Genomic DNA, 21,896 nt, shown 5'->3' with positions numbered 1-21,896 from the left:
CCTTATCCTAACAGTTCTTCTACTGATTTACCACGTAATTTCGCTACGTCCTCAGCACGTTTTAGTTGTTTTAATCCTTCGATTGTAGCACGGATCATGTTGATTGGAGTGTTGGATCCCAATGATTTAGAAAGGATATCCTGAACACCAGCAAGTTCAAGTACCGCACGAACCGGGCCGCCAGCGATGATTCCTGTACCGGCAGAAGCAGGTTTGATAAGGATTTCGCCTGCACCAAAACGACCGATTACTTGGTGAGGAGTAGTTCCACCTACCATAGGTACTTCAACAAGATTTTTCTTCGCATCTTCAATCGCTTTACGGATAGCATCAGGTACCTCTTGAGCTTTACCAGTACCAAAACCTACGTTACCGTTTTTGTCTCCGACAACAACAAGAGCAGCGAAGCGGAAACGACGTCCACCTTTAACTACTTTCGCAACACGGTTGATCGTTACTACGCGTTCTTCAAGTTCTAGTTTGTTTGGATCAATACGACGCATCTATATGTCCCTCCTTTTTTATTAAAATTCTAAGCCGTTTTCACGAGCTGCATCGGCTAATGCTTTTACGCGGCCGTGGTATAGGTAACCTCCACGGTCAAATACTACTGATTTCAAACCTTTTTCAGTTGCGCGTTTAGCAATTAGTTCACCGACTTGGACTGCTGCATCTACATTACCAGTAGAGTCAAGGTTGATTTCTTTATCTACAGTAGAAGCACTTGCCAAAGTTACACCATTAACATCATCGATCAATTGAGCGTAGATGTTTTTATTTGAACGATATACGTTTAAACGAGGACGTTGTTCTGTTCCTGTGATCTTAGAACGTACACGAGCATGTCTTTTCTTACGCGTTTTGTTTTTAGATGGCTTAGTGATCATTAAGGTCACTCCTTTCTACTGCCTAAGCGGCATTATTTACCTGTTTTACCTTCTTTACGGCGTACGAACTCGCCTTCGTAACGGATACCTTTACCTTTATAAGGCTCAGGAGGACGGACAGCGCGGATGTTGGAAGCAATCGCACCAACACGCTCCTTGTCAATACCTTTGATAGAAATCTTTGTATTAGCAGGAACTTCGATTTCGATACCATTTTCAGGTTCGAATTCAACTGGATGAGAGTAACCAACGTTCAATACAAGCTTAGTACCTTGTTTTTGAGCACGGTAACCTACTCCAATAAGTTCAAGGTTTCTTTCGAAGCCTTTAGAAACACCTTCAACCATGTTTGAGATCAAAGCACGAGTCGTTCCATGTAATGAACGATGTTCTTTTGATTCAGATGGACGAGTGATGTTCACTACATTGTCTTGGATTTCGATATTCATATCCGGGCTGAATGTACGAGACAATTCACCTTTAGGACCTTTTACAGTTACATTATTGGCATCAGTAGTAATTGTAACGCCTGCTGGCACCTCGATAGGTTTTTTACCTACACGTGACATACTGTTGCACCTCCATTCATTTCAAAAAATATTACCAAACGTATCCTAGTACTTCTCCACCGACTTGCTGAGCACGGGCTTCTTTGTCAGTTAAAACTCCTTGAGAAGTTGAAACAAGAGCTACACCCAAACCGTTAAGTACTTTAGGAACTTCATCAGCTTTAGCATAAACACGTAGACCTGGTTTAGAGATACGCTTTAATCCAGTGATTACACGTTCGTTGTTAGAACCATATTTTAAGAAGATGCGGATAACACCTTGCTTGTTATCTTCTACAAATTCCACGTCACGCACGAAACCTTCACGTTTGAGGATTTCTGCGATTTCTTTTTTGATGTTAGAAGCAGGTATTTCTAGCTTCTCGTGACGTACCATATTCGCATTACGGATGCGAGTAAGCATATCTGCAATTGGATCTGTCAATGTCATATTAATTTACCTCCTTCCCAATATAGGGTTTTACCAGCTAGCTTTTTTAACGCCAGGAATTTGACCCTTGTAAGCAAGTTCACGGAAACAGATACGGCAAAGTTTGAATTTGCGGATTACTGAATGTGGACGGCCACAACGCTCACAGCGAGTGTATCCTTGAACAGGATGCTTGGGTTCACGTTTTTGTTTTGCGATCATTGATTTTTTAGCCACATTTTCGCCTCCCTTATTTAGAGATTACTTTTGAAATGGCATTCCGAATTGAGTCAATAACTCACGTGATTCTTCATCAGAGTTTGCAGTTGTAACGATAACGATATCCATTCCGCGTACTTTGGAAACTTTATCATAATCGATCTCTGGGAAAATCAGCTGCTCTTTAACACCAAGAGTGTAGTTACCGCGACCATCGAATGCTTTTTTAGAAATACCGCGGAAGTCACGTACACGTGGTAGAGATACAGATATAAGTTTATCTAGGAACTCATACATGCGCTCGCCGCGAAGAGTTACTTTCGCACCGATAGGCATACCTTCACGAAGACGGAAACCTGCGATAGATTTTTTTGCTTTAGTTACAACTGGTTTTTGACCAGTGATTAATGTTAATTCTTCAACAGCAGTGTCCAAAGCTTTTGCATTTGAAACTGCATCGCCGATACCCATGTTGACAACAATCTTTTCAAGCTTAGGTACCTGCATAACTGATTTATAACTGAATTTGCTCACTAGAGCTGGAGTAATTTCATCATTAAATTTTGCTTTTAGGCGGTTCATTTGAGTACCTCCCTTCTTCTTTGAACTATTTATCTAGAACTTCACCAGATTTTTTTGCTACACGTACATTTTTACCATCAACCTTCTTGAATCCTACGCGAGTTGGTTCATTCGATTTAGGATCAAGCAGCATAACATTCGATACATGAACAGGTGCCTCTTGGCTGATGATTCCGCCTTGCGGATTCGTTTGAGAAGGTTTTGAATGTTTCTTGATAACATTGATTCCTTCTACAATCACACGGTCTTTTTTAGGTAGAGCTGAAAGTACTACACCAGTTTTACCTTTATCTTTACCTGTGATTACCATTACTTTATCGCCTTTTTTTACATGCATTAGTCGCACCTCCTCTTAACGCACAATAGGTTCTATTAAAGAACTTCTGGAGCTAAAGATACAATTTTCATAAAGTTATTTTCACGTAATTCACGAGCAACCGGTCCGAAGATACGAGTACCACGCGGTCCTTTATCATCGCGGATAATTACACATGCGTTTTCATCAAACTTAATGTAAGTTCCGTCTGGACGGCGAACACCGCTCTTTGTACGAACAACAACAGCTCTTACTACGTCGCCTTTTTTAACAACGCCACCTGGTGTTGCTTGTTTTACTGTACATACGATTACATCACCGATATTAGCTGTCTTACGGCCGGATCCGCCAAGTACTTTAATAGTCAAAACTTCACGAGCACCAGAGTTGTCGGCAACTTTCAAACGAGATTCTTGTTGAATCATCTAGGTAACCTCCCTTCGGAAAACAAATATCCGAACATTTATTAAATAATTACTGCTTTTTCTACTACTTCAATCATACGGAAACGTTTAGTAGCTGAAAGCGGACGAGTTTCCATGATACGAACTACATCGCCAGTTTTAGCTTCGTTCTGCTCATCATGAGCTTTGAACTTTTTAGAGTATTTTACGCGTTTGCCGTACAGTGAATGTTTTTTGTAAGTTTCAACTTGAACAGTAACTGTTTTATCCATTTTGTCGGAAACAACACGTCCAGTGTAAACCTTACGTTGATTGCGTTCACTCATTCTGCAAACCTCCTCTCAATTATCGATTGTTAACCCCGATCTCTCTTTCGTGGATTACAGTTTTCATACGAGCGATCGCCTTACGTACTTCGCGAATGCGGGCAGTGTTTTCAAGTTGTCCTGTCGCAAGTTGGAAGCGAAGGTTAAATAATTCTTCTTTTAAAGATTTTACTTTTTGGTCAATTTCGGCAGTGGTCAGGTCACGGATTTCATTAGTTTTCATTTGATTCACCACCAATTTCTTCTCGTTTCACAAACTTAGTCTTGATTGGAAGTTTGTGTGATGCAAGACGAAGTGCTTCACGAGCAACCTCTTCAGATACACCTGCTATTTCGAACATGATCTTTCCAGGCTTAACTACTGCTACCCAACCTTCAGGAGCACCTTTACCAGAACCCATTCGGACTTCTAGAGGCTTAGCAGTGTAAGGTTTATGAGGGAAAATTTTAATCCACACTTTACCGCCACGTTTCATGTAACGAGTCATAGCAATACGTGCAGCTTCGATTTGTCGGTTAGTGATCCAAGAAGCTTCTACAGCTTGAAGACCGTATTCACCGAAAGCAACTTCTTGGCCGCCTTTTGCGCGTCCACGCATTTTACCACGATGTTCACGACGATACTTAACGCGTTTAGGTAATAACATAATTATTTTCCTCCTTCCTCAGATTTCTTCTTAGCAGGAAGGACCTCTCCACGATAGATCCATACTTTAACACCAAGTTTACCGTAAGTTGTGTCAGCTTCAGCATGAGCATAATCAATGTCAGCGCGAAGTGTATGAAGTGGAACTGTTCCTTCGCTGTAATGTTCAGCACGAGCGATATCTGCACCGCCAAGACGACCAGATACTTGAGTTTTGATACCCTTAGCTCCTGCGCGCATTGCACGTTGGATAGTTTGTTTTTGAGCACGACGGAAAGATACACGGTTTTCTAATTGACGAGCGATGTTCTCCGCAACTAGCTTGGCATCTAGGTCTGCTCTCTTGATTTCAACGATATTGATGTGTACACGCTTAGAAGTAAGCTCGTTCAAAGCTTTACGCAAAGCTTCAACCTCTGTACCACCTTTACCGATAACCATACCAGGTTTTGCTGTATGAACTGTAATATTGATGCGGTTTGCCGCACGCTCGATTTCCACTTTAGAAACAGAAGCGTCAACTAAACGTTTTGCAATATATTCACGTACTTTAAGGTCTTCGTGCAGAAGATTGGCATAATCTTTATCAGCGTACCATTTTGATTCCCAATCACGAATTACTCCTACACGCAGTCCGACTGGATGTACTTTTTGACCCACGAATTATCCCTCCTTCTTTTCTGATACCACGATAGTGATGTGGCTTGTGCGTTTGTTGATTTGGCTTGCGCGTCCCATCGCACGAGGGCGGAAGCGTTTCATTGTTGGACCTTCGTTAACAAAGGCATCAGAGATGACCAAGTTGTTCACGTCCATGTCATAGTTATGTTCTGCGTTAGCGATAGCAGATTTTAATACTTTCTCAACTACTGGAGAAGCAGCTTTAGGAGTAAGATTTAAAATCGCTACAGCTTCGCCTACTTGCTTACCTCGGATTAGATCAACCACTAAACGTACCTTACGAGGAGCAATACGAACTGTTTTAGCGACAGCTTTAGCTTGCATTAGGATACCCTCCTCTCAATTAGCGTCTTGTTTTCTTGTCATCATTTCCATGACCTTTGTAAGAACGAGATGGTGCGAATTCACCAAGCTTGTGTCCTACCATATCTTCTGTAACATATACCGGTACATGTTTACGACCATCATAAACTGCGATTGTATGACCGATGAAGTTCGGGAAAATTGTTGAACGGCGTGACCAAGTCTTAACAACTTGCTTCTTTTCGCCTTCGTTCAATTTCTCGATTTTAACCATCAAATGATCATCAACAAAAGGTCCCTTTTTTAAGCTACGACCCATGTTTGAACCTCCCTTCGTGATTGTTCTACGGCTCTATAGATGAACCGTAGGTCAATCCCGTTATTTTTTGCGACGGCGCACAATAAATTTGTCAGATTTGCTCTTCTTCTTACGAGTCTTGAATCCAAGAGTTGGTTTACCCCATGGAGACATTGGTGATTTACGTCCGATAGGAGCGCGTCCTTCACCACCACCGTGTGGGTGATCGTTAGGGTTCATTACAGATCCACGTACAGTTGGGCGCTTGCCTAACCAGCGAGAACGACCTGCTTTACCGATGTTGATTAGTTCGTGCTGTTCGTTACCTACTTGACCTACAGTCGCGCGGCAAGATGAAAGGATCATGCGAACCTCACCTGAATTTAAACGTACAAGCACGTATTTACCTTCTTTACCAAGAACCTGAGCTGATGTACCAGCAGAACGAACCAATTGTCCGCCTTTACCTGGCTTAAGTTCGATGTTATGAACTACAGTACCTACAGGGATGTTGATAAGTGGTAATGCGTTACCTACTTTGATATCTGCTTCAGAGCCAGACGTTACTTCCATACCTACTTGAAGTGTCTTAGGAGCAAGAATGTAACGTTTTTCTCCATCCACATAGTTGATTAATGCAATGTTTGCTGAGCGGTTAGGATCATATTCGATTGTAGCAACGCGTCCTGGTATACCATCTTTATCACGTTTGAAATCGATGATACGGTATTGACGCTTATGACCGCCGCCTTGATGACGAACTGTTAACTTACCTTGGTTGTTACGGCCGCCTTTTCTGTGCAAAGGCGCAAGCAATGACTTTTCTGGTTTGTCAGTAGTGATCTCTGCAAAGTCAGAAGTAGTCATTCCGCGACGACCATTAGAGGTTGGTTTATACTTTTTAATCGCCATGTTTTTCCCTCCTCTTCTAATTTTTTAAATTAAGCTTCAAAGAATTCGATTTCTTTGCTTTCAGCTGTAAGAGTAACAATAGCTTTACGACGTTTGTTCGTATAGCCGGCATGTCTTCCCATACGCTTGAATTTACCTTTATAATTCATAACGTTCACTTTTGCAACTTTAACGCCGAAGATTTCTTCAACTGAATCTTTCACTTGAGTTTTGTTAGCTCTAGTGTCGACTTCAAAAGTGTATTTTTTATCAGCCATAAGATCAGTTGAAAGTTCTGTAATTACGGGGCGCTTAATGATATCGCGTGCATCCATTATGCAAGCACCTCCTCTACTTTTTCAACTGCTGCTTTAGTGATGATCAATTTATCATGAGCAATAACGTCAAGTACGCTGATTCCATTAGCTGCAACAACTGTTACACCAGGAATGTTACGTGCTGATAGTGCTACATAATCTTCATTTCCTTCTGTTACTACTAATGTTTTAGAGTTAACAGAAAGGTTTTTCAATACACCAGCGAATTCTTTTGTTTTTGGAGCATCAAAAACAAGAGATTCCAATACTAGGATGTTTTCTTCTGCTACCTTAGTAGATAAAGCAGATTTGATAGCTAAGCGACGAACCTTCTTAGGAAGCTTGTAGCTGTAGCTGCGTGGAACCGGTCCAAATACAGTACCACCGCCGCGCCATTGTGGAGATCTGATAGATCCCTGACGTGCACGTCCAGTACCTTTTTGACGCCATGGTTTACGTCCACCGCCTCTTACTTCAGAACGGCCTTTTACTTTGCTTGTACCTTGACGCTGAGATGCTCTTTGCATGATAACAGCTTCATAAAGTACGTTTTGGTTTGGTTCGATACCAAATACTGAATCATTAAGTTCTACATCACCAACTTGTGATCCGCTTTGGTTAAATAATGCTACTTTCGGCATTCGTGTTTCCTCCTTTCCAAAAAAGTTCTATTATTTTGTTTTTACGCCAGTTTTAACTTTAAGCATTGCTTTTTTAGGTCCAGGAACATTTCCTTTAACTAGAAGCAAGTTGCGCTCAGCATCAACTTTAACGATTTCAAGGTTTTGAATCGTGATTTGCTCTCCACCCATGCGTCCAGGTAGTAATTTACCTTTGAATACACGGTTTGGATCAACAGGTCCCATTGAACCAGGACGACGATGGTAGCGGGAACCATGGGACATAGGTCCGCGGGATTGGTTATGACGCTTGATAGCACCTTGGAAACCTTTACCCTTTGAAATTCCTGTTACATCTACGATATCGCCTTCTGCGAAAATTTCTACTTTGACTTCTTGACCTACTTCATAATCTGAAGAGTTAACTCCGCGGAATTCACGGATGAAGCGCTTAGGAGCAGTTTCTGCTTTAGCAACGTGTCCTTTTTCCGGTTTGTTAGAAAGCTTTTCGCGTTTGTCTTCAAAACCGATTTGGATAGCTTCGTAGCCGTCCACCTCTGAAGTTTTCTTTTGAAGAACAACGTTTCCAGCTGCTTCGATAACTGTTACCGGGATAAGATCACCGTTTTCAGCAAAAACTTGAGTCATACCGATCTTTCTGCCTAAGATTCCTTTGGTCATAAGTCACACCTCCTGAATAATTTTTGTATAGTAATTATAATTTGATTTCAATATCGACACCAGATGGAAGATCTAAACGCATTAGCGCATCAACCGTTTGTGGTGTTGGGTTAACAATATCGATTAAGCGTTTATGCGTACGCATTTCGAACTGCTCACGAGAATCTTTGTACTTATGGACCGCACGAAGAATTGTGTAGATGGACTTCTCAGTCGGAAGCGGGATCGGGCCGGACACTGCCGCACCAGAACGCTTTGCTGTTTCAACAATTTTCTCTGCAGATTGATCCAGGATTCTGTGATCATACGCTTTTAAACGGATACGAATTTTTTGTTTTGCCATTATTTTCCCTCCTTTTTCGCCTACTTTAAGATAGACATTCTCCATGGAAATTTCCCACACACTCGCCATGGCAAAGCGGCCGGGTGTGTCAGCAACCTTCCATTTCATCGCAGTCAAAGACCAACATTGTCTATTATAACTAATTCACAGGAGATATGCAACATTTAATTGAATATCTTTGTGATCAGAGCACTTTTACAATTATACAAATCTATAAGGGTGATTGCAAGGGGGAGAGAATATTTCATAATATTTCTATTGTGTTGGAGTTTATTAAAGGGTGGCAGGTGTTTTTCCAGCTGGTTACTGGGGATTAGATACCTAGTTCATTATCAGGCTGTTAAAGATCTATATGGGTTAATACTTAATGTTGTTTTATATATATAGAAGGAAATAGTTAACCAATATGGTTTGGGGAGTTTTCTGCTTCCTGTTTATCAGGTTGCTGCGTATATTATATAATTTTTTCTGTGCACTATCCCGCAGCTGTGTTTGAAAATATAGTTCGTTTTCTTCTACTTGCTCCATTATCTCTTTTTCTTCTTTTTCTAATGGTTCGTTGCTTCGTTAATCTTACCATTATCTTTTGATTCTTTTACTTTGATGGTACGTTTCTTTATTAATCATACCTTTATTTTATGATTTTCTTGCTTTGATGGACGTTTCTTCAGGAATCTTACCATTTTTTAGTTTCTTGCTTTGATGGTACGTTTCTTCACTAATCGTACCATTATCTTTTGATTCTCTTGCTTTGATGGTACGTTTCTTCATTTTTCTTACCATTATCTTTTTAGTTTCTTGTTTTGATGGTACGTTTCTTCACTAATCCTACCATTATCTTTTGATCCTCTTGCTTTGATGGTACGTTTCTTCATTAATCTTGCCATTATCCTTTTATTTTCTTGCTTTGACAGTACGTATCCCGGCAAATTTCGAAATCTTTTACTTCAGAAAACCCATATAAGCTCATAATGGTTATGAATGATTCCTGAATTCCAAGCATATAAAAAAGCAGATGGGCTCCGGATCCCATCTGCTTTAGTGTTAATCTAAGAGTAAAGACTACTCTTGGATTGTAGCAACTACTCCAGCGCCTACAGTACGTCCACCCTCACGGATAGAGAATTTAGTACCTTCTTCGATAGCGATTGGAGAGATTAGTTCAACTGTCATTTCAATGTTATCTCCAGGCATAACCATTTCTACGCCTTCAGGAAGATTACAGATACCAGTTACATCAGTTGTACGGAAGTAGAACTGAGGACGGTAGTTAGTGAAGAATGGAGTGTGACGTCCACCCTCTTCTTTAGAAAGAACATAAACTTCAGCTTTGAACTTTGTGTGTGGAGTGATAGTACCTGGCTTAGCAAGTACTTGGCCACGTTGGATATCTTCACGGGCTACACCACGAAGAAGAGCTCCGATGTTGTCTCCAGCTTCTGCATAGTCAAGAAGCTTACGGAACATTTCTACACCAGTTACAGTAGTAGATTTAGGCTCCTCAGAAAGACCGATGATGTCGATAGTGTCTCCAACTTTAACTTGTCCACGCTCTACACGTCCAGTTGCAACTGTACCACGGCCAGTGATTGAGAATACGTCCTCAACAGGCATCATGAATGGTTTTTCAGTGTCACGTTCTGGAGTTGGGATGTAGCTGTCAACAGCTTCCATTAGTTCGTAGATTTTTTCTTCCCACTCAGCTTCTCCTTCAAGAGCTTTAAGAGCAGAACCTTTGATTACTGGTACATCATCACCAGGGAAATCGTACTCAGAAAGAAGGTCACGAACTTCCATTTCTACTAGTTCAAGAAGCTCTTCGTCGTCTACCATATCACACTTGTTCATGAATACTACTAGGTATGGTACACCAACTTGGCGAGAAAGAAGGATGTGCTCACGAGTCTGTGGCATTGGGCCATCAGCAGCAGAAACAACTAGGATTCCGCCGTCCATTTGAGCAGCACCAGTGATCATGTTTTTAACGTAGTCAGCATGTCCTGGGCAGTCAACGTGTGCATAGTGGCGAGTATCAGTTTCATACTCAACGTGTGCAGTAGAGATTGTGATACCGCGCTCTCTTTCTTCTGGAGCACCATCAATTTGGTCATACGCCATAGCTGTTCCACGGCCGTACTTTTTATGCAAAGTAGTTGTGATAGCAGCTGTTAATGTAGTTTTACCATGGTCAACGTGACCAATTGTACCGATATTAGCATGTTCCTTGGAACGATCGAATTTTTCCTTACCCATTAGGAATTCCTCCTTTAAATTATAAAAAGTTAAGTATATTTTTATATGGCTGCCCGAAGGCGGGGTTTCCACCTTCTAAGACACCATAGCTTACACTAGTATTTATACTTTATTACAGCGAATAAATCAATTATTCACCTTTATTTTTTTGTACGATTTCTTCAGCGATTGATTTTGGAACTTCTTCGTAATGGTCGAAGTGCATAGAGTATGTTCCGCGACCTTGCGTGTTAGAACGCAATGAAGTTGCATAACCAAACATTTCAGAAAGAGGGACGAAGGATTTAACTACTTGTGCGTTTCCGCGAGCTTCCATACCTTCTACACGTCCACGACGGGATGTGATATCACCCATGATATCACCCATGTATTCTTCAGGGATGACAACTTCTACCTTCATCATTGGCTCAAGGATAGCTGGATCACACTTAGAAACTGCGTTTTTAAGTGCAAGGGAAGCAGCCACTTTAAAGGCCATTTCAGAAGAATCGACATCATGGTAAGAACCGTCCACAAGTCTGGCTTTTACATCGATTAAAGGATAACCGGCGATTACACCGTTTTCCATAGCGTCTGCTAGACCAGCTTGAACTGCAGGGATGTATTCACGAGGAACAACCCCTCCGACGATACCATTTTCGAATTCGAAGCCTTTTCCTTCTTCATTTGGAGAGAACTCAATCCAAACGTGACCGAATTGTCCACGACCACCTGATTGACGGGCAAATTTACCCTCAACTTTAGCAGATCCGCGGAATGTTTCACGATAAGATACTTGAGGAGCACCAACGTTAGCTTCAACTTTGAATTCGCGTCTCATACGATCCACGATGATATCCAAGTGAAGTTCACCCATACCCGCAATGATAACCTGTCCAGTTTCCTGGTCAGTATGCGCGCGGAATGTAGGATCTTCTTCTTGAAGTTTCTGAAGTGCAGTCGTCATCTTATCTTGGTCAGCTTTAGATTTAGGCTCAACAGAAAGAGAGATAACAGGCTCTGGGAATTCCATAGACTCAAGAATAACTAGACTCTTTTCGTCACATAGAGTATCACCAGTTGATGTATCTTTCAAACCAACAGCTGCTGCGATATCCCCAGCGTATACTGTTGAGATTTCCTCACGAGAGTTAGCATGCATTTGCAGGATACGTCCTACACGCTCACGCTTGCCTTTCGTAGAGTTTTGGACGTATGAACCGGAATCAAGTGTTCCAGAATATACACGGAAGAATGTAAGTTTACCAACATAAGGGTCAGTCATAACCTTAAATGCCAACGCAGAGAAAGGAGCGTCGTCTGTTGAAGGACGAGTTACTTCTTCTTCTGAATCCGGAAGAATACCTTTGATGTCAGCAACATCAGTAGGAGCCGGAAGGTAGTCGATGACAGAATCGATCAACAGCTGAACACCTTTGTTTTTGAAAGCAGATCCACAAACTACAGGATAGAACTCAACGCTGTTAGTCGCTTTACGGATAGCAGATTTCAATTCATCGTTAGTGAACTCTTCACCTTCAAGGTATTTCATCATAAGCTCTTCATCAAGTTCAGATACAGCTTCAATTAGCTTTCCGCGGTATTCTTCAGCTTGATCTTTGTACTCATCCGGGATGTCACGAGCTTCTGCACGTGTTCCAAGATCATCTTCATAGAAATATGCTTTCATTTCTACCAAGTCGATGATTCCTTCGAATTCATCCTCAGCACCAATTGGAAGCTGGATAGGATGTGCATTCGCTTGAAGACGGTCATGCAATGTTCCTACAGAGTATAAGAAATCTGCACCGATTTTATCCATCTTGTTTACGAATACAACACGAGGTACACCGTAAGTCGTTGCCTGGCGCCAAACTGTTTCAGTTTGAGGCTCAACTCCAGACTGAGCGTCCAGAACTGCTACTGCACCATCAAGTACACGAAGGGAACGCTCAACCTCAACTGTGAAGTCTACGTGTCCTGGTGTATCAATGATGTTGATACGATGGTCTTTCCAAGATGCTGTTGTCGCAGCAGATGTGATCGTGATTCCACGTTCCTGCTCCTGCTCCATCCAGTCCATCTGAGAAGCACCTTCGTGAGTTTCACCGATTTTGTGAATACGTCCAGTATAGAAAAGGATACGCTCTGTTGCAGTTGTTTTACCAGCATCGATGTGAGCCATGATACCGATATTACGAGTCTTTTCTAAGGAGAACTCTCTAGGCATGTCGTCTTTCTCCTTCCATTAATTGAAAATTATTTTATATAGTAGAAGATTACCAACGGTAGTGAGCAAACGCTTTGTTTGCTTCCGCCATTTTGTGCATATCTTCACGCTTCTTAACAGAAGCACCTGTGTTGTTTGCTGCATCAAGGATTTCATTAGCTAAACGCTCTTCCATCGTCTTTTCACCGCGAAGACGGGAATAGTTTACTAACCAACGAAGACCTAAAGTAGTACGACGCTCAGGACGAACTTCTACAGGTACTTGGTAGTTTGCACCACCAACACGACGCGCTCTTACTTCCAATACCGGCATGATATTTTTCAAAGCTTGATCGAATACTTCCATTGCATCTTTACCAGAACGCTCGCTGATCAAATCAAACGCAGCGTATAGTTTCTTTTGAGCTTTACCTCTCTTACCGTCAATCATGATTTTGTTGATTAGACGAGAAACTAATTTGGAATTGTACATTGGATCTGGAAGTACATCTCTTTTTGCTACAGGACCTTTACGTGGCATGTGTTTTCCTCCTTTCAACGAAAATAATCTATTCGTTAAATTAGTTCTTTATTATTTTTTAGCTGCTTTAGGACGCTTAGTACCGTATTTAGAACGGCCTTGCATACGACCTTCAACTCCAGCTGTATCCAACGCACCGCGAACGATGTGATAGCGTACCCCTGGTAAATCCTTTACACGTCCGCCGCGGATTAGAACGACGCTGTGCTCTTGAAGATTATGTCCAATCCCAGGAATGTATGCAGTTACCTCGATTCCGTTAGTTAAACGTACACGAGCGTATTTACGCAACGCTGAGTTTGGTTTCTTTGGAGTCATTGTACCAACACGAGTACAAACACCGCGTTTTTGTGGAGAAGAAAGGTTAGTGTTCACTTTTTTGAAGCTGTTGTAACCTTTATTCAAAGCAGGTGAAGTAGATTTTGTTGATTTAGACTGGCGTGGTTTACGCACTAATTGATTAATAGTAGGCATGTAAATATCCTCCCTTCTTATATTTTATAAGCCCACACATCCAGGTGGTTCATTTTTGTGTAAAAACAAAGTCTTTGCAGATCTCTAACTGCAAAAACTATTTTACTTAATAATAGCCACAGCTGCCGCTCCAACTTCAATTCCGCATGACTTCCCCAGCTTTCGCATGGAATCAACTCGTGTCACTGGAACATCCATTTCATTGGCTGCTTGTATGACCTTGGAAGTTACTTTGTGATCAGCATCATCAGCTACGACCAATTGTGATACAAGACCATTTTTTAGAGCTTTGACTGTCTGCTTTGTTCCTACAATGATTTCACTAGCCTGTGATACTTTTTCATAAGACATATTTCATCCTCCAAAGTAACAGGTTACAGTATAGGAGCAACCTTGAATATATTATCATCTTAAAAAACTATTGTCAACAACAGAAATAAATATTTTATAAGTGCGGGCACTTATATGTCATCCATATATGATTTTTTGTGATTTCCGCTCCAGGTGAACGACTCCGCGGGGCTCGCCTGTCGAGCTGATCACGCAGGAGATCGTACACCTTGCGCTCCAATCAAAGATTGAAGCAGAAAAGCGGTTAAATCAAATTAAAATTTTTGCAGATAACTTTAATGCCGTCCATTATAGAATTAATCTACTGTTACAGCTTCTTCTTTTTCTTCCATCAAAGGTTCAGCCCTGCGGTAGCGCTGCATTCCAGTTCCAGCCGGAACAAGTTTACCGATGATGACATTTTCTTTCAGGCCGAGCAATTCATCGCGCTTGCCTTTGATTGCTGCATCTGTAAGGACACGGGTTGTCTCCTGGAAGGATGCTGCTGACAAGAATGAATCCGTCTCAAGGGAGGCTTTCGTAATACCCAGCAATACCGGACGTCCAGTTGCTGGTACATCTCCATTAAGAATGGCTTTTTCATTGGCATCCGTGAATTGGTGGATGTCGAGCAGTGTACCAGGCAGAACTTCCGTTTCACCCGCATCAATTACTCTGACTTTTCTCAGCATTTGACGTACCATTACCTCTACGTGCTTATCGCCGATTTCAACACCCTGCATACGGTAAACCTTTTGAACTTCACGAAGCAAGTATTCTTGCACTGCGTTTACGTCCTTGACTTTCAATAGTTCTTTAGGATCGATGGAACCTTCAGTGATTCCTTCACCTCTTATTACACGGTCATTGACACCGTATTTTAAGCGGGCTGTATATGGCGCAGTGTAAGATCTTGTTTCGACTTCACCTTGTACAGTGATTTCGTATTGACGGTCTTTGCCTTCGGAAATAGAAGTGATGACACCCTCAATTTCAGAAATGACAGCCTGCCCTTTTGGATGGCGTGCCTCAAAGATCTCCTGGATACGAGGAAGACCCTGTGTGATATCATCTCCTGCAACCCCTCCTGTATGGAAGGTACGCATCGTAAGCTGTGTACCAGGCTCACCGATGGATTGTGCAGCAATGATACCGACTGCTTCCCCGACTTCCACTTTCTGGCCGGTAGCAAGGTTGGTACCGTAGCACTTCTCACATACACCATGACGAGTGTTGCATGTGAACGCAGAACGGATATAAACAGTTTCAATGCCGGCATCAATGATAGCCTTGGCAAGATCCTGGGTAATTAATTGATTTTCCTCAACCATCACGTCACCTGTGGACGGGTGCTTGATCGCTCTGCGGGAATATCTTCCTATCAGACGCTCTTCAAGCGGTTCGATGATTTCGGTACCATCTTTGATGGATGCAACATGAAGGCCGCGGTCCGTTCCGCAATCTTCTTCACGGACGATGACATCCTGTGCAACATCAACAAGACGGCGTGTAAGGTAACCTGAGTCAGCCGTTTTAAGCGCCGTATCGGCAAGACCTTTACGGGCACCGTGAGTGGAGATGAAGTACTCAAGTACTGTCAGTCCTTCACGGAAACTTGACTTGATTGGAAGCTCGATAATACGTCCAGCCGGGTTGGCCATAAGTCCGCGCATACCTGCAAGCTGAGTGAAGTTGGACGCGTTACCACGGGCCCCGGAGTCACTCATCATGAAGATAGGGTTGCTTCGGTCAAGTGTAGCCATCAGCTTGCCTTGGATTGTATCCTTGGCTGCACTCCAGATCGAGATTACTCTGTCATAACGCTCATCTTCCGTGATCAAACCACGCTTGAATTGCTTCAGCACGTTATCCACTTTTGATTGAGCTTCTGTCAGGATCTCTTCTTTTTCGGCTAGTACGACGATATCGGCGATACCAACAGTGATACCTGCCTTGGTAGAGTATCTGAATCCAAGGTCCTTCATCCGGTCAAGCATACGGGATGTTTCTGTGATCGCAAAGCGTTTGAAGACCTCTGCGATGACATTTCCAAGGAAACCTTTTTTGAATGGATTGATCAGTTCTCTGTTCTTGAATTCTTCTCTGATGTCCGTTTTAGGATCAACGAAATAGTTCTCAGGAGTCACTGTTTCCAGATTGCTCTGAGTTGGTTCATTGATGAACGGGAAACTGTCAGGAAGTATTTCATTGAAGACAATTTTACCAACAGTCGTCAATAGAAGCTGTTTGTTTTGTTCTTCAGTGAACGTTTTATTGTTAAGCGATGATGCTGCTACCGCAATACGGGAATGTAAATGTACATAACCGTTCTGGTAAGCAATCAGAGCTTCGTTAGCATTGCTGTAAGTGCTGCCTTCCCCTTTGGCACCTTCGCGTTCCATTGTCAGGTAGTAGTTACCAAGAACCATATCCTGTGATGGAGTTACAACCGGTTTACCGTCTTTCGGGTTAAGGATATTTTGAGCTGCGAGCATCAGCATTCTTGCTTCAGCTTGAGCTTCAGATGATAGAGGTACATGGACAGCCATTTGGTCACCATCAAAGTCTGCGTTGTAAGCAGTACATACAAGCGGGTGAAGTCGAATTGCCCTTCCTTCTACCAAAGTAGGTTCAAACGCCTGGATTCCCAATCTGTGAAGAGTCGGGGCGCGGTTAAGCAGTACAGGGTGCTCTTTGATTACCTCTTCAAGGACATCCCATACTTCAGGCTGTATTCTTTCGATTTTGCGTTTCGCGCTCTTGATGTTGTGAGCGATGCCTTTTTCAACAAGTTCCTTCATAACGAAAGGCTTGAACAATTCAAGGGCCATTTCTTTTGGAAGTCCGCACTGATACATTTTCAGGTTGGGACCAACAACGATTACAGAACGGCCTGAGTAGTCAACACGCTTCCCAAGAAGGTTTTGACGGAAGCGTCCTTGTTTCCCCTTAAGCATATGAGAAAGGGATTTTAACGGTCTGTTACCAGGACCCGTTACAGGACGGCCTCTTCGTCCATTATCAATCAGTGCATCTACAGCTTCTTGAAGCATACGCTTTTCGTTCTGAACGATTATGCTCGGTGCGCCAAGATCCAATAAACGCTTCAAGCGGTTATTACGGTTGATCACACGGCGATACAGATCATTAAGGTCTGATGTCGCAAAGCGCCCACCGTCAAGCTGTACCATCGGGCGCAGCTCTGGAGGGATAACCGGCAGAACATCGAGGATCATCCAGTCAGGATCATTTCCTGAGTTCCTGAATGATTCTACAACTTCAAGTCTTTTGATTGCACGGGTACGGCGCTGGCCTTGAGCAGTTTTCAATTCCTCTTTAAGGAAATCAGCCTCTTTATCAAGGTCGATGTCCTGCAGGATTTTCTTGATTGCCTCGGCACCCATTGCCGCCTGGAACTTCACACCATATTTTTCACGGTATGCACGATATTCTTTTTCAGAAAGAAGCTGCTTTTTCTCAAGAGCAGTATCTCCCGGTTCTGTTACTACATAGGAAGCGAAGTAGATGACTTCTTCCAAAGCACGGGGGGACATGTCTAAGACAAGTCCCATACGGCTTGGAATTCCTTTAAAGTACCAGATATGAGATACAGGTGCCGCAAGCTCGATGTGCCCCATTCTTTCACGGCGCACTTTTGCTTTTGTTACCTCTACTCCGCATCGGTCACAGACTACACCTTTATAACGGACACGTTTGTATTTTCCACAGTGGCATTCCCAGTCCTTTGTTGGACCGAAAATACGCTCGCAGAACAAACCGTCCTTTTCAGGTTTTAACGTACGATAGTTGATAGTTTCCGGCTTCTTGACTTCACCGAATGACCAAGAACGAATCTTGTCAGGTGATGCAAGGCCGATTTTCATATATTCAAAGTTATTAACATCTAGCAAGGGGCCTACCTCCCTTTTAATCTACAGGTTCTAACCCTAATTGCTCCGAATCCGGCTATTCTTTCGACCCAACTGTTTCGGATTCTTGTTGATCCTTGTCCGCGATATTTAAAGTATCTGCCTGCTGTGATTCATCTTCATCTTCCATGTCACGCATTTCGATTTCTTCGTCATTGCTTGAAAGGATTTTAACGTCCATACCCAAACTTTGAAGTTCTTTGATCAATACTTTGAATGATTCCGGAACACCCGGTTCAGGTACATTTTCACCTTTGACAATAGCTTCATAAGTCTTCACACGACCGACAACATCATCCGATTTGACTGTAAGGATTTCCTGCAGTGTATAAGCGGCTCCGTATGCTTCAAGAGCCCATACTTCCATCTCACCGAAACGCTGTCCGCCGAATTGGGCTTTACCGCCCAGCGGCTGCTGTGTAACAAGTGAGTACGGTCCAGTTGAACGGGCATGAAGCTTATCGTCAACCATGTGGGCAAGCTTGATCATATACATGATACCGACTGACACACGATTATCGAATGGCTCACCGGTACGTCCGTCGTACAGGACAGTCTTGGCATCTCTCGCCATGCCTGCCTCTTCGATAGTGGACCAGACATCTTCCTCACGCGCACCATCAAATACTGGTGATGCAACATGAATTCCCAGGTATCTCGCTGCCATACCAAGATGAAGCTCAAGCACCTGTCCGATATTCATACGGGATGGAACGCCAAGCGGATTCAACATGATATCGATTGGTGTTCCGTCTGGAAGGAACGGCATATCTTCTTCAGGAAGGATACGCGAGATAACACCTTTGTTACCATGTCGTCCTGCCATTTTATCTCCTTCAGAAATCTTACGTTTCTGAACGATATAAGCACGGACAAGCTGGTTTACACCCGGAGGAAGTTCGTCTCCGTCTTCACGGTTGAAGACTTTAACATCCAGGACGATACCGCCGCCTCCATGAGGTACACGAAGAGAAGTGTCACGGACTTCACGTGCTTTTTCACCGAAGATTGCATGAAGCAGTCTTTCTTCAGCTGTAAGTTCTGTTACACCTTTAGGCGTCACTTTACCGACAAGCAGGTCTCCGTCTTTCACTTCTGCACCGACACGGATGATTCCGCGTTCATCAAGATTGCGAAGCGCATCTTCTCCGACATTCGGAATGTCACGGGTAATTTCTTCAGGTCCAAGCTTTGTATCCCTGGATTCTGATTCATATTCCTCAATGTGGATGGATGTATAAACATCATCCTTCACAAGGCGTTCACTCATGATGATGGCATCTTCATAGTTGTAACCGTCCCATGTCATGAAACCAACCATTACATTGCGCCCAAGAGCAAGTTCACCTTTTTCCATTGAAGGACCATCTGCAAGAATTTCACCTTTTGTCACCCTGTCACCTTCACTTACGATCGGGCGCTGGTTGTAACAAGTTCCCTGGTTGGAACGGATGAATTTCTGCATTCTGTATTTATCCAGATCGCCTTTAACTTCCTGGCCATCTATTTCTTTAATTTGGCGGACCCAAACTTGTTTCGCTTCTACACGCTCTACGATACCTTCATGCTTACAGATGACAGCAGCACCGGAATCCTTTGCGGAAACGTGCTCCATCCCTGTCCCGACAATCGGGGATTCAGGATTCATTAGAGGCACAGCTTGCCGCTGCATGTTCGCTCCCATAAGGGCACGGTTAGAGTCATCGTTCTCAAGGAAAGGAATACAAGCTGTTGCAGCAGATACAACCTGCTTAGGTGATACATCCATATAATCGATGCGCTCACGTTTAACAACTGTATTCTCTCCGCGGAAACGGGCGATGACTTCATCGTCAAGGAAGGAACCGTCGTCACTCAGGCGTGCATTCGCCTGTGCCACCACATAGTTATCCTCTTCGTCTGCAGTCAAGTAATCCATACGGTTCGTTACCTTTCCTGTGTCAGGATCGACACGGCGGTAAGGAGTTTCAATGAAACCGAAACGATTCACTTTTGCAAATGAAGATAAAGAGTTGATCAGTCCAATGTTCGGACCCTCTGGAGTTTCAATCGGACACATACGCCCATAGTGGGAGTAGTGAACGTCACGGACTTCAAAGCCTGCACGCTCACGCGTAAGTCCGCCCGGCCCCAATGCTGAAAGACGTCTTTTGTGAGTCAGTTCAGCCAGCGGGTTCGTTTGATCCATGAACTGAGAAAGCTGAGAGCTTCCGAAGAACTCTTTAATAGATGCAATAACAGGACGGATATTGATCAATTGCTGCGGAGTGATCGTATTCGCATCCTGAATGGACATTCTTTCGCGAACTACACGTTCCATACGGGAAAGACCGATCCTGAATTGGTTTTGAAGCAATTCGCCAACAGAACGAAGACGTCTGTTGCCCAGGTGGTCGATATCATCCGTATCGCCGACTCCGTGAAGCAGGTTAAAGAAGTAACTGATAGAAGAAATGATATCAGCAGGTGTGATGTTCTTTATTTCTTCTTCTACAAACGCGTTACTTATAACATTGATCTCTTTTTCTCCCTCTTCATTAGGAGAATAGATTTTAATAGACTGAAGCACTACGTCATCTTCCAATACTCCGCCAGACTGCTGGTAGGTTTTGAAGCCGATGCCGTTTTCTAAGTACGGAATGACTTTGTCCAGAGCACGTCGGTCAAGCACTGTGCCCTTCTCTGCCACAATTTCCCCTGTTTCCGGATCTGCCAGCGTTTCCGCCAGAGTCTGTCCGAACAGACGGTTTTTGATATGCAGCTTTTTATTCATCTTGTAGCGTCCTACATTTGCAAGATCATATCTTTTAGGATCAAAGAAGCGGGAAACTAAAAGACTCTTAGCATTTTCTACTGTAGGCGGCTCACCCGGACGAAGGCGCTCATAGATTTCAAGAAGCGCTTTCTCGATACCCTCAGTGTTATCCTTTTCGAGAGTATTGCGGATATACTCATTATCACCAATAAGATCGATGATTTCTTGATCAGAACCAAACCCAAGTGCACGCAATAGAACCGTTACCGGTAATTTACGTGTGCGGTCAATACGCACATGCACTACATCTTTCGCATCTGTTTCATATTCCAGCCACGCACCGCGGTTTGGAATAACGGTAGCAGTGAAGCCTTTTTTGCCGTTTTTGTCCATTTTGCCGCTGAAGTAAACACTTGGCGAACGAACAAGCTGTGATACAATAACGCGTTCAGCACCATTGATCACGAACGTTCCCGTTTCTGTCATCAGCGGGAAATCGCCCATAAACACATCCTGGTCTTTAACTTCGCCGGTTTCCTTGTTCAATAAACGGACCTTGACTCTTAACGGCGCTGAATATGTTACATCTCGCTCTTTTGATTCTTCCACCGAGTACTTTGGCTCCCCAAGGCTATAATCAATAAATTCCAAGGAAAGATTACCAGTGAAGTCCTCAATCGGAGAAATGTCGCGAAACATCTCTCTTAATCCCTCATCAAGAAACCATTGATAGGAGGATGTTTGAATTTCGATTAAATTTGGTAAATCTAATACTTCACTGATACGCGCAAAACTTCTGCGTTGGCGGTGTCGTCCATACTGAACTAGTTGACCTGTCAACTGATTCACCCCTCAAATCAAACGTTTTGGTTGCCTCTATATGTCTTAAAGTAGTACAACCACTCTACCATAAGACAAAAAGAAAAAGGGTTTT

27 protein-coding genes are annotated in these 21,896 nt (G+C 43.0%); all 27 read right to left on the bottom strand.

The genetic code is table 11. The annotated features are described in order from the left end of the window. Positions 1–2: 2 nt before the first annotated feature. Positions 3–503 (bottom strand): 30S ribosomal protein S5, encoded by a 501-nt coding sequence (rpsE, locus tag B9Z54_RS17910; protein ID WP_113929771.1) that lies wholly within the window; start codon positions 501–503, stop codon positions 3–5. Positions 504–524: 21 nt separating this feature from the next. Continuing rightward, positions 525–887, bottom strand: a complete 363-nt coding sequence (gene rplR / locus B9Z54_RS17905; protein ID WP_113929770.1) for a 50S ribosomal protein L18 — start codon at positions 885–887, stop codon at positions 525–527. 32 nt (positions 888–919) lie between these two features. Next, positions 920–1,456, bottom strand: coding sequence for a 50S ribosomal protein L6 (gene rplF / locus B9Z54_RS17900; protein WP_113929769.1), 537 nt, complete (start codon positions 1,454–1,456; stop codon positions 920–922). Between the two features lie 31 nt (positions 1,457–1,487). Next, complete coding sequence (gene rpsH / locus B9Z54_RS17895) at positions 1,488–1,886, bottom strand: 30S ribosomal protein S8 (RefSeq protein ID WP_113929768.1); 399 nt, start codon at positions 1,884–1,886, stop codon at positions 1,488–1,490. A gap of 30 nt (positions 1,887–1,916) precedes the next feature. Continuing rightward, positions 1,917–2,102 (bottom strand): type Z 30S ribosomal protein S14, encoded by a 186-nt coding sequence (locus tag B9Z54_RS17890; RefSeq protein WP_113929767.1) that lies wholly within the window; start codon positions 2,100–2,102, stop codon positions 1,917–1,919. Positions 2,103–2,126: 24 nt separating this feature from the next. Continuing rightward, the gene (rplE, locus tag B9Z54_RS17885) at positions 2,127–2,666 is read right to left on the bottom strand and encodes a 50S ribosomal protein L5 (RefSeq protein ID WP_113929766.1); all 540 of its coding nucleotides are present in this window, start codon (positions 2,664–2,666) and stop codon (positions 2,127–2,129) included. 25 nt (positions 2,667–2,691) lie between these two features. After that, positions 2,692–3,003 (bottom strand): 50S ribosomal protein L24, encoded by a 312-nt coding sequence (gene rplX, locus B9Z54_RS17880; protein WP_113929765.1) that lies wholly within the window; start codon positions 3,001–3,003, stop codon positions 2,692–2,694. A gap of 35 nt (positions 3,004–3,038) precedes the next feature. Beyond that, positions 3,039–3,407 (bottom strand): 50S ribosomal protein L14, encoded by a 369-nt coding sequence (gene rplN / locus B9Z54_RS17875; protein ID WP_113929764.1) that lies wholly within the window; start codon positions 3,405–3,407, stop codon positions 3,039–3,041. A 41-nt stretch (positions 3,408–3,448) separates the two neighbouring features. Continuing rightward, entirely contained in the window at positions 3,449–3,712 is a 264-nt protein-coding gene (gene rpsQ / locus B9Z54_RS17870; protein ID WP_113929763.1) for a 30S ribosomal protein S17, read from the bottom strand. Positions 3,713–3,731: 19 nt separating this feature from the next. Next, a complete protein-coding gene (rpmC, locus tag B9Z54_RS17865; RefSeq protein WP_113929762.1) occupies positions 3,732–3,935 on the bottom strand; it encodes a 50S ribosomal protein L29 in 204 nt (67 codons plus the stop codon). Then, on the bottom strand, positions 3,925–4,359 hold the full coding sequence (gene rplP / locus B9Z54_RS17860; protein ID WP_113929761.1) for a 50S ribosomal protein L16: 435 nt from the start codon (positions 4,357–4,359) through the stop codon (positions 3,925–3,927). Before rplP ends, rpmC begins: the two co-directional genes overlap by 11 nt. Before the next feature lie 2 nt (positions 4,360–4,361). Next, on the bottom strand, positions 4,362–5,018 hold the full coding sequence (rpsC, locus tag B9Z54_RS17855) for a 30S ribosomal protein S3 (protein ID WP_113929760.1): 657 nt from the start codon (positions 5,016–5,018) through the stop codon (positions 4,362–4,364). 3 nt (positions 5,019–5,021) lie between these two features. Then, a complete protein-coding gene (rplV, locus tag B9Z54_RS17850) occupies positions 5,022–5,363 on the bottom strand; it encodes a 50S ribosomal protein L22 (RefSeq protein ID WP_006838981.1) in 342 nt (113 codons plus the stop codon). Positions 5,364–5,382: 19 nt separating this feature from the next. Continuing rightward, positions 5,383–5,661 carry a 30S ribosomal protein S19 gene (gene rpsS / locus B9Z54_RS17845; RefSeq protein ID WP_113929759.1) on the bottom strand — a complete coding sequence of 93 codons (279 nt, stop codon included), beginning with the start codon at positions 5,659–5,661 and terminating at the stop codon, positions 5,383–5,385. Positions 5,662–5,721: 60 nt separating this feature from the next. Further along, the gene (gene rplB / locus B9Z54_RS17840) at positions 5,722–6,552 is read right to left on the bottom strand and encodes a 50S ribosomal protein L2 (RefSeq protein WP_113929758.1); all 831 of its coding nucleotides are present in this window, start codon (positions 6,550–6,552) and stop codon (positions 5,722–5,724) included. 29 nt (positions 6,553–6,581) lie between these two features. After that, complete coding sequence (gene rplW / locus B9Z54_RS17835) at positions 6,582–6,866, bottom strand: 50S ribosomal protein L23 (protein WP_113929757.1); 285 nt, start codon at positions 6,864–6,866, stop codon at positions 6,582–6,584. Further along, positions 6,866–7,489: a 50S ribosomal protein L4 gene (gene rplD / locus B9Z54_RS17830; RefSeq protein WP_113929756.1), complete on the bottom strand. Its 624-nt coding sequence runs from the start codon at positions 7,487–7,489 to the stop codon at positions 6,866–6,868. Before rplD ends, rplW begins: the two co-directional genes overlap by 1 nt. Positions 7,490–7,519: 30 nt before the next feature. Then, on the bottom strand, positions 7,520–8,149 hold the full coding sequence (rplC, locus tag B9Z54_RS17825) for a 50S ribosomal protein L3 (RefSeq protein ID WP_113929755.1): 630 nt from the start codon (positions 8,147–8,149) through the stop codon (positions 7,520–7,522). A 34-nt stretch (positions 8,150–8,183) separates the two neighbouring features. Beyond that, the gene (gene rpsJ, locus B9Z54_RS17820; RefSeq protein WP_034676072.1) at positions 8,184–8,492 is read right to left on the bottom strand and encodes a 30S ribosomal protein S10; all 309 of its coding nucleotides are present in this window, start codon (positions 8,490–8,492) and stop codon (positions 8,184–8,186) included. Between the two features lie 636 nt (positions 8,493–9,128). Further along, a complete protein-coding gene (locus B9Z54_RS24980) occupies positions 9,129–9,275 on the bottom strand; it encodes a hypothetical protein (RefSeq protein ID WP_162785279.1) in 147 nt (48 codons plus the stop codon). A 279-nt stretch (positions 9,276–9,554) separates the two neighbouring features. Further along, positions 9,555–10,745 carry an elongation factor Tu gene (gene tuf / locus B9Z54_RS17810; RefSeq protein WP_113929753.1) on the bottom strand — a complete coding sequence of 397 codons (1,191 nt, stop codon included), beginning with the start codon at positions 10,743–10,745 and terminating at the stop codon, positions 9,555–9,557. A gap of 130 nt (positions 10,746–10,875) precedes the next feature. Further along, positions 10,876–12,954 carry an elongation factor G gene (gene fusA / locus B9Z54_RS17805; protein WP_113929752.1) on the bottom strand — a complete coding sequence of 693 codons (2,079 nt, stop codon included), beginning with the start codon at positions 12,952–12,954 and terminating at the stop codon, positions 10,876–10,878. Between the two features lie 49 nt (positions 12,955–13,003). Beyond that, positions 13,004–13,474, bottom strand: coding sequence for a 30S ribosomal protein S7 (rpsG, locus tag B9Z54_RS17800; RefSeq protein WP_113929751.1), 471 nt, complete (start codon positions 13,472–13,474; stop codon positions 13,004–13,006). A gap of 51 nt (positions 13,475–13,525) precedes the next feature. Then, positions 13,526–13,948, bottom strand: coding sequence for a 30S ribosomal protein S12 (gene rpsL / locus B9Z54_RS17795; RefSeq protein WP_113929750.1), 423 nt, complete (start codon positions 13,946–13,948; stop codon positions 13,526–13,528). A gap of 102 nt (positions 13,949–14,050) precedes the next feature. Further along, positions 14,051–14,299: a 50S ribosomal protein L7ae-like protein gene (locus B9Z54_RS17790; RefSeq protein ID WP_113929749.1), complete on the bottom strand. Its 249-nt coding sequence runs from the start codon at positions 14,297–14,299 to the stop codon at positions 14,051–14,053. Positions 14,300–14,595: 296 nt separating this feature from the next. Continuing rightward, entirely contained in the window at positions 14,596–18,189 is a 3,594-nt protein-coding gene (gene rpoC, locus B9Z54_RS17785) for a DNA-directed RNA polymerase subunit beta' (RefSeq protein ID WP_113929748.1), read from the bottom strand. 55 nt (positions 18,190–18,244) lie between these two features. Then, complete coding sequence (gene rpoB / locus B9Z54_RS17780) at positions 18,245–21,802, bottom strand: DNA-directed RNA polymerase subunit beta (protein WP_113929747.1); 3,558 nt, start codon at positions 21,800–21,802, stop codon at positions 18,245–18,247. Positions 21,803–21,896 lie beyond the last annotated feature (94 nt).

It is taken from the genome of Bacillus sp. P14.5 (assembly GCF_003316765.1).
Classification (GTDB): domain Bacteria; phylum Bacillota; class Bacilli; order Bacillales; family Bacillaceae_B; genus Rossellomorea.
The sequence above is the reverse complement of the archived record's forward strand: the minus strand, read 5'-3'. Positions and strand labels throughout refer to the sequence as shown.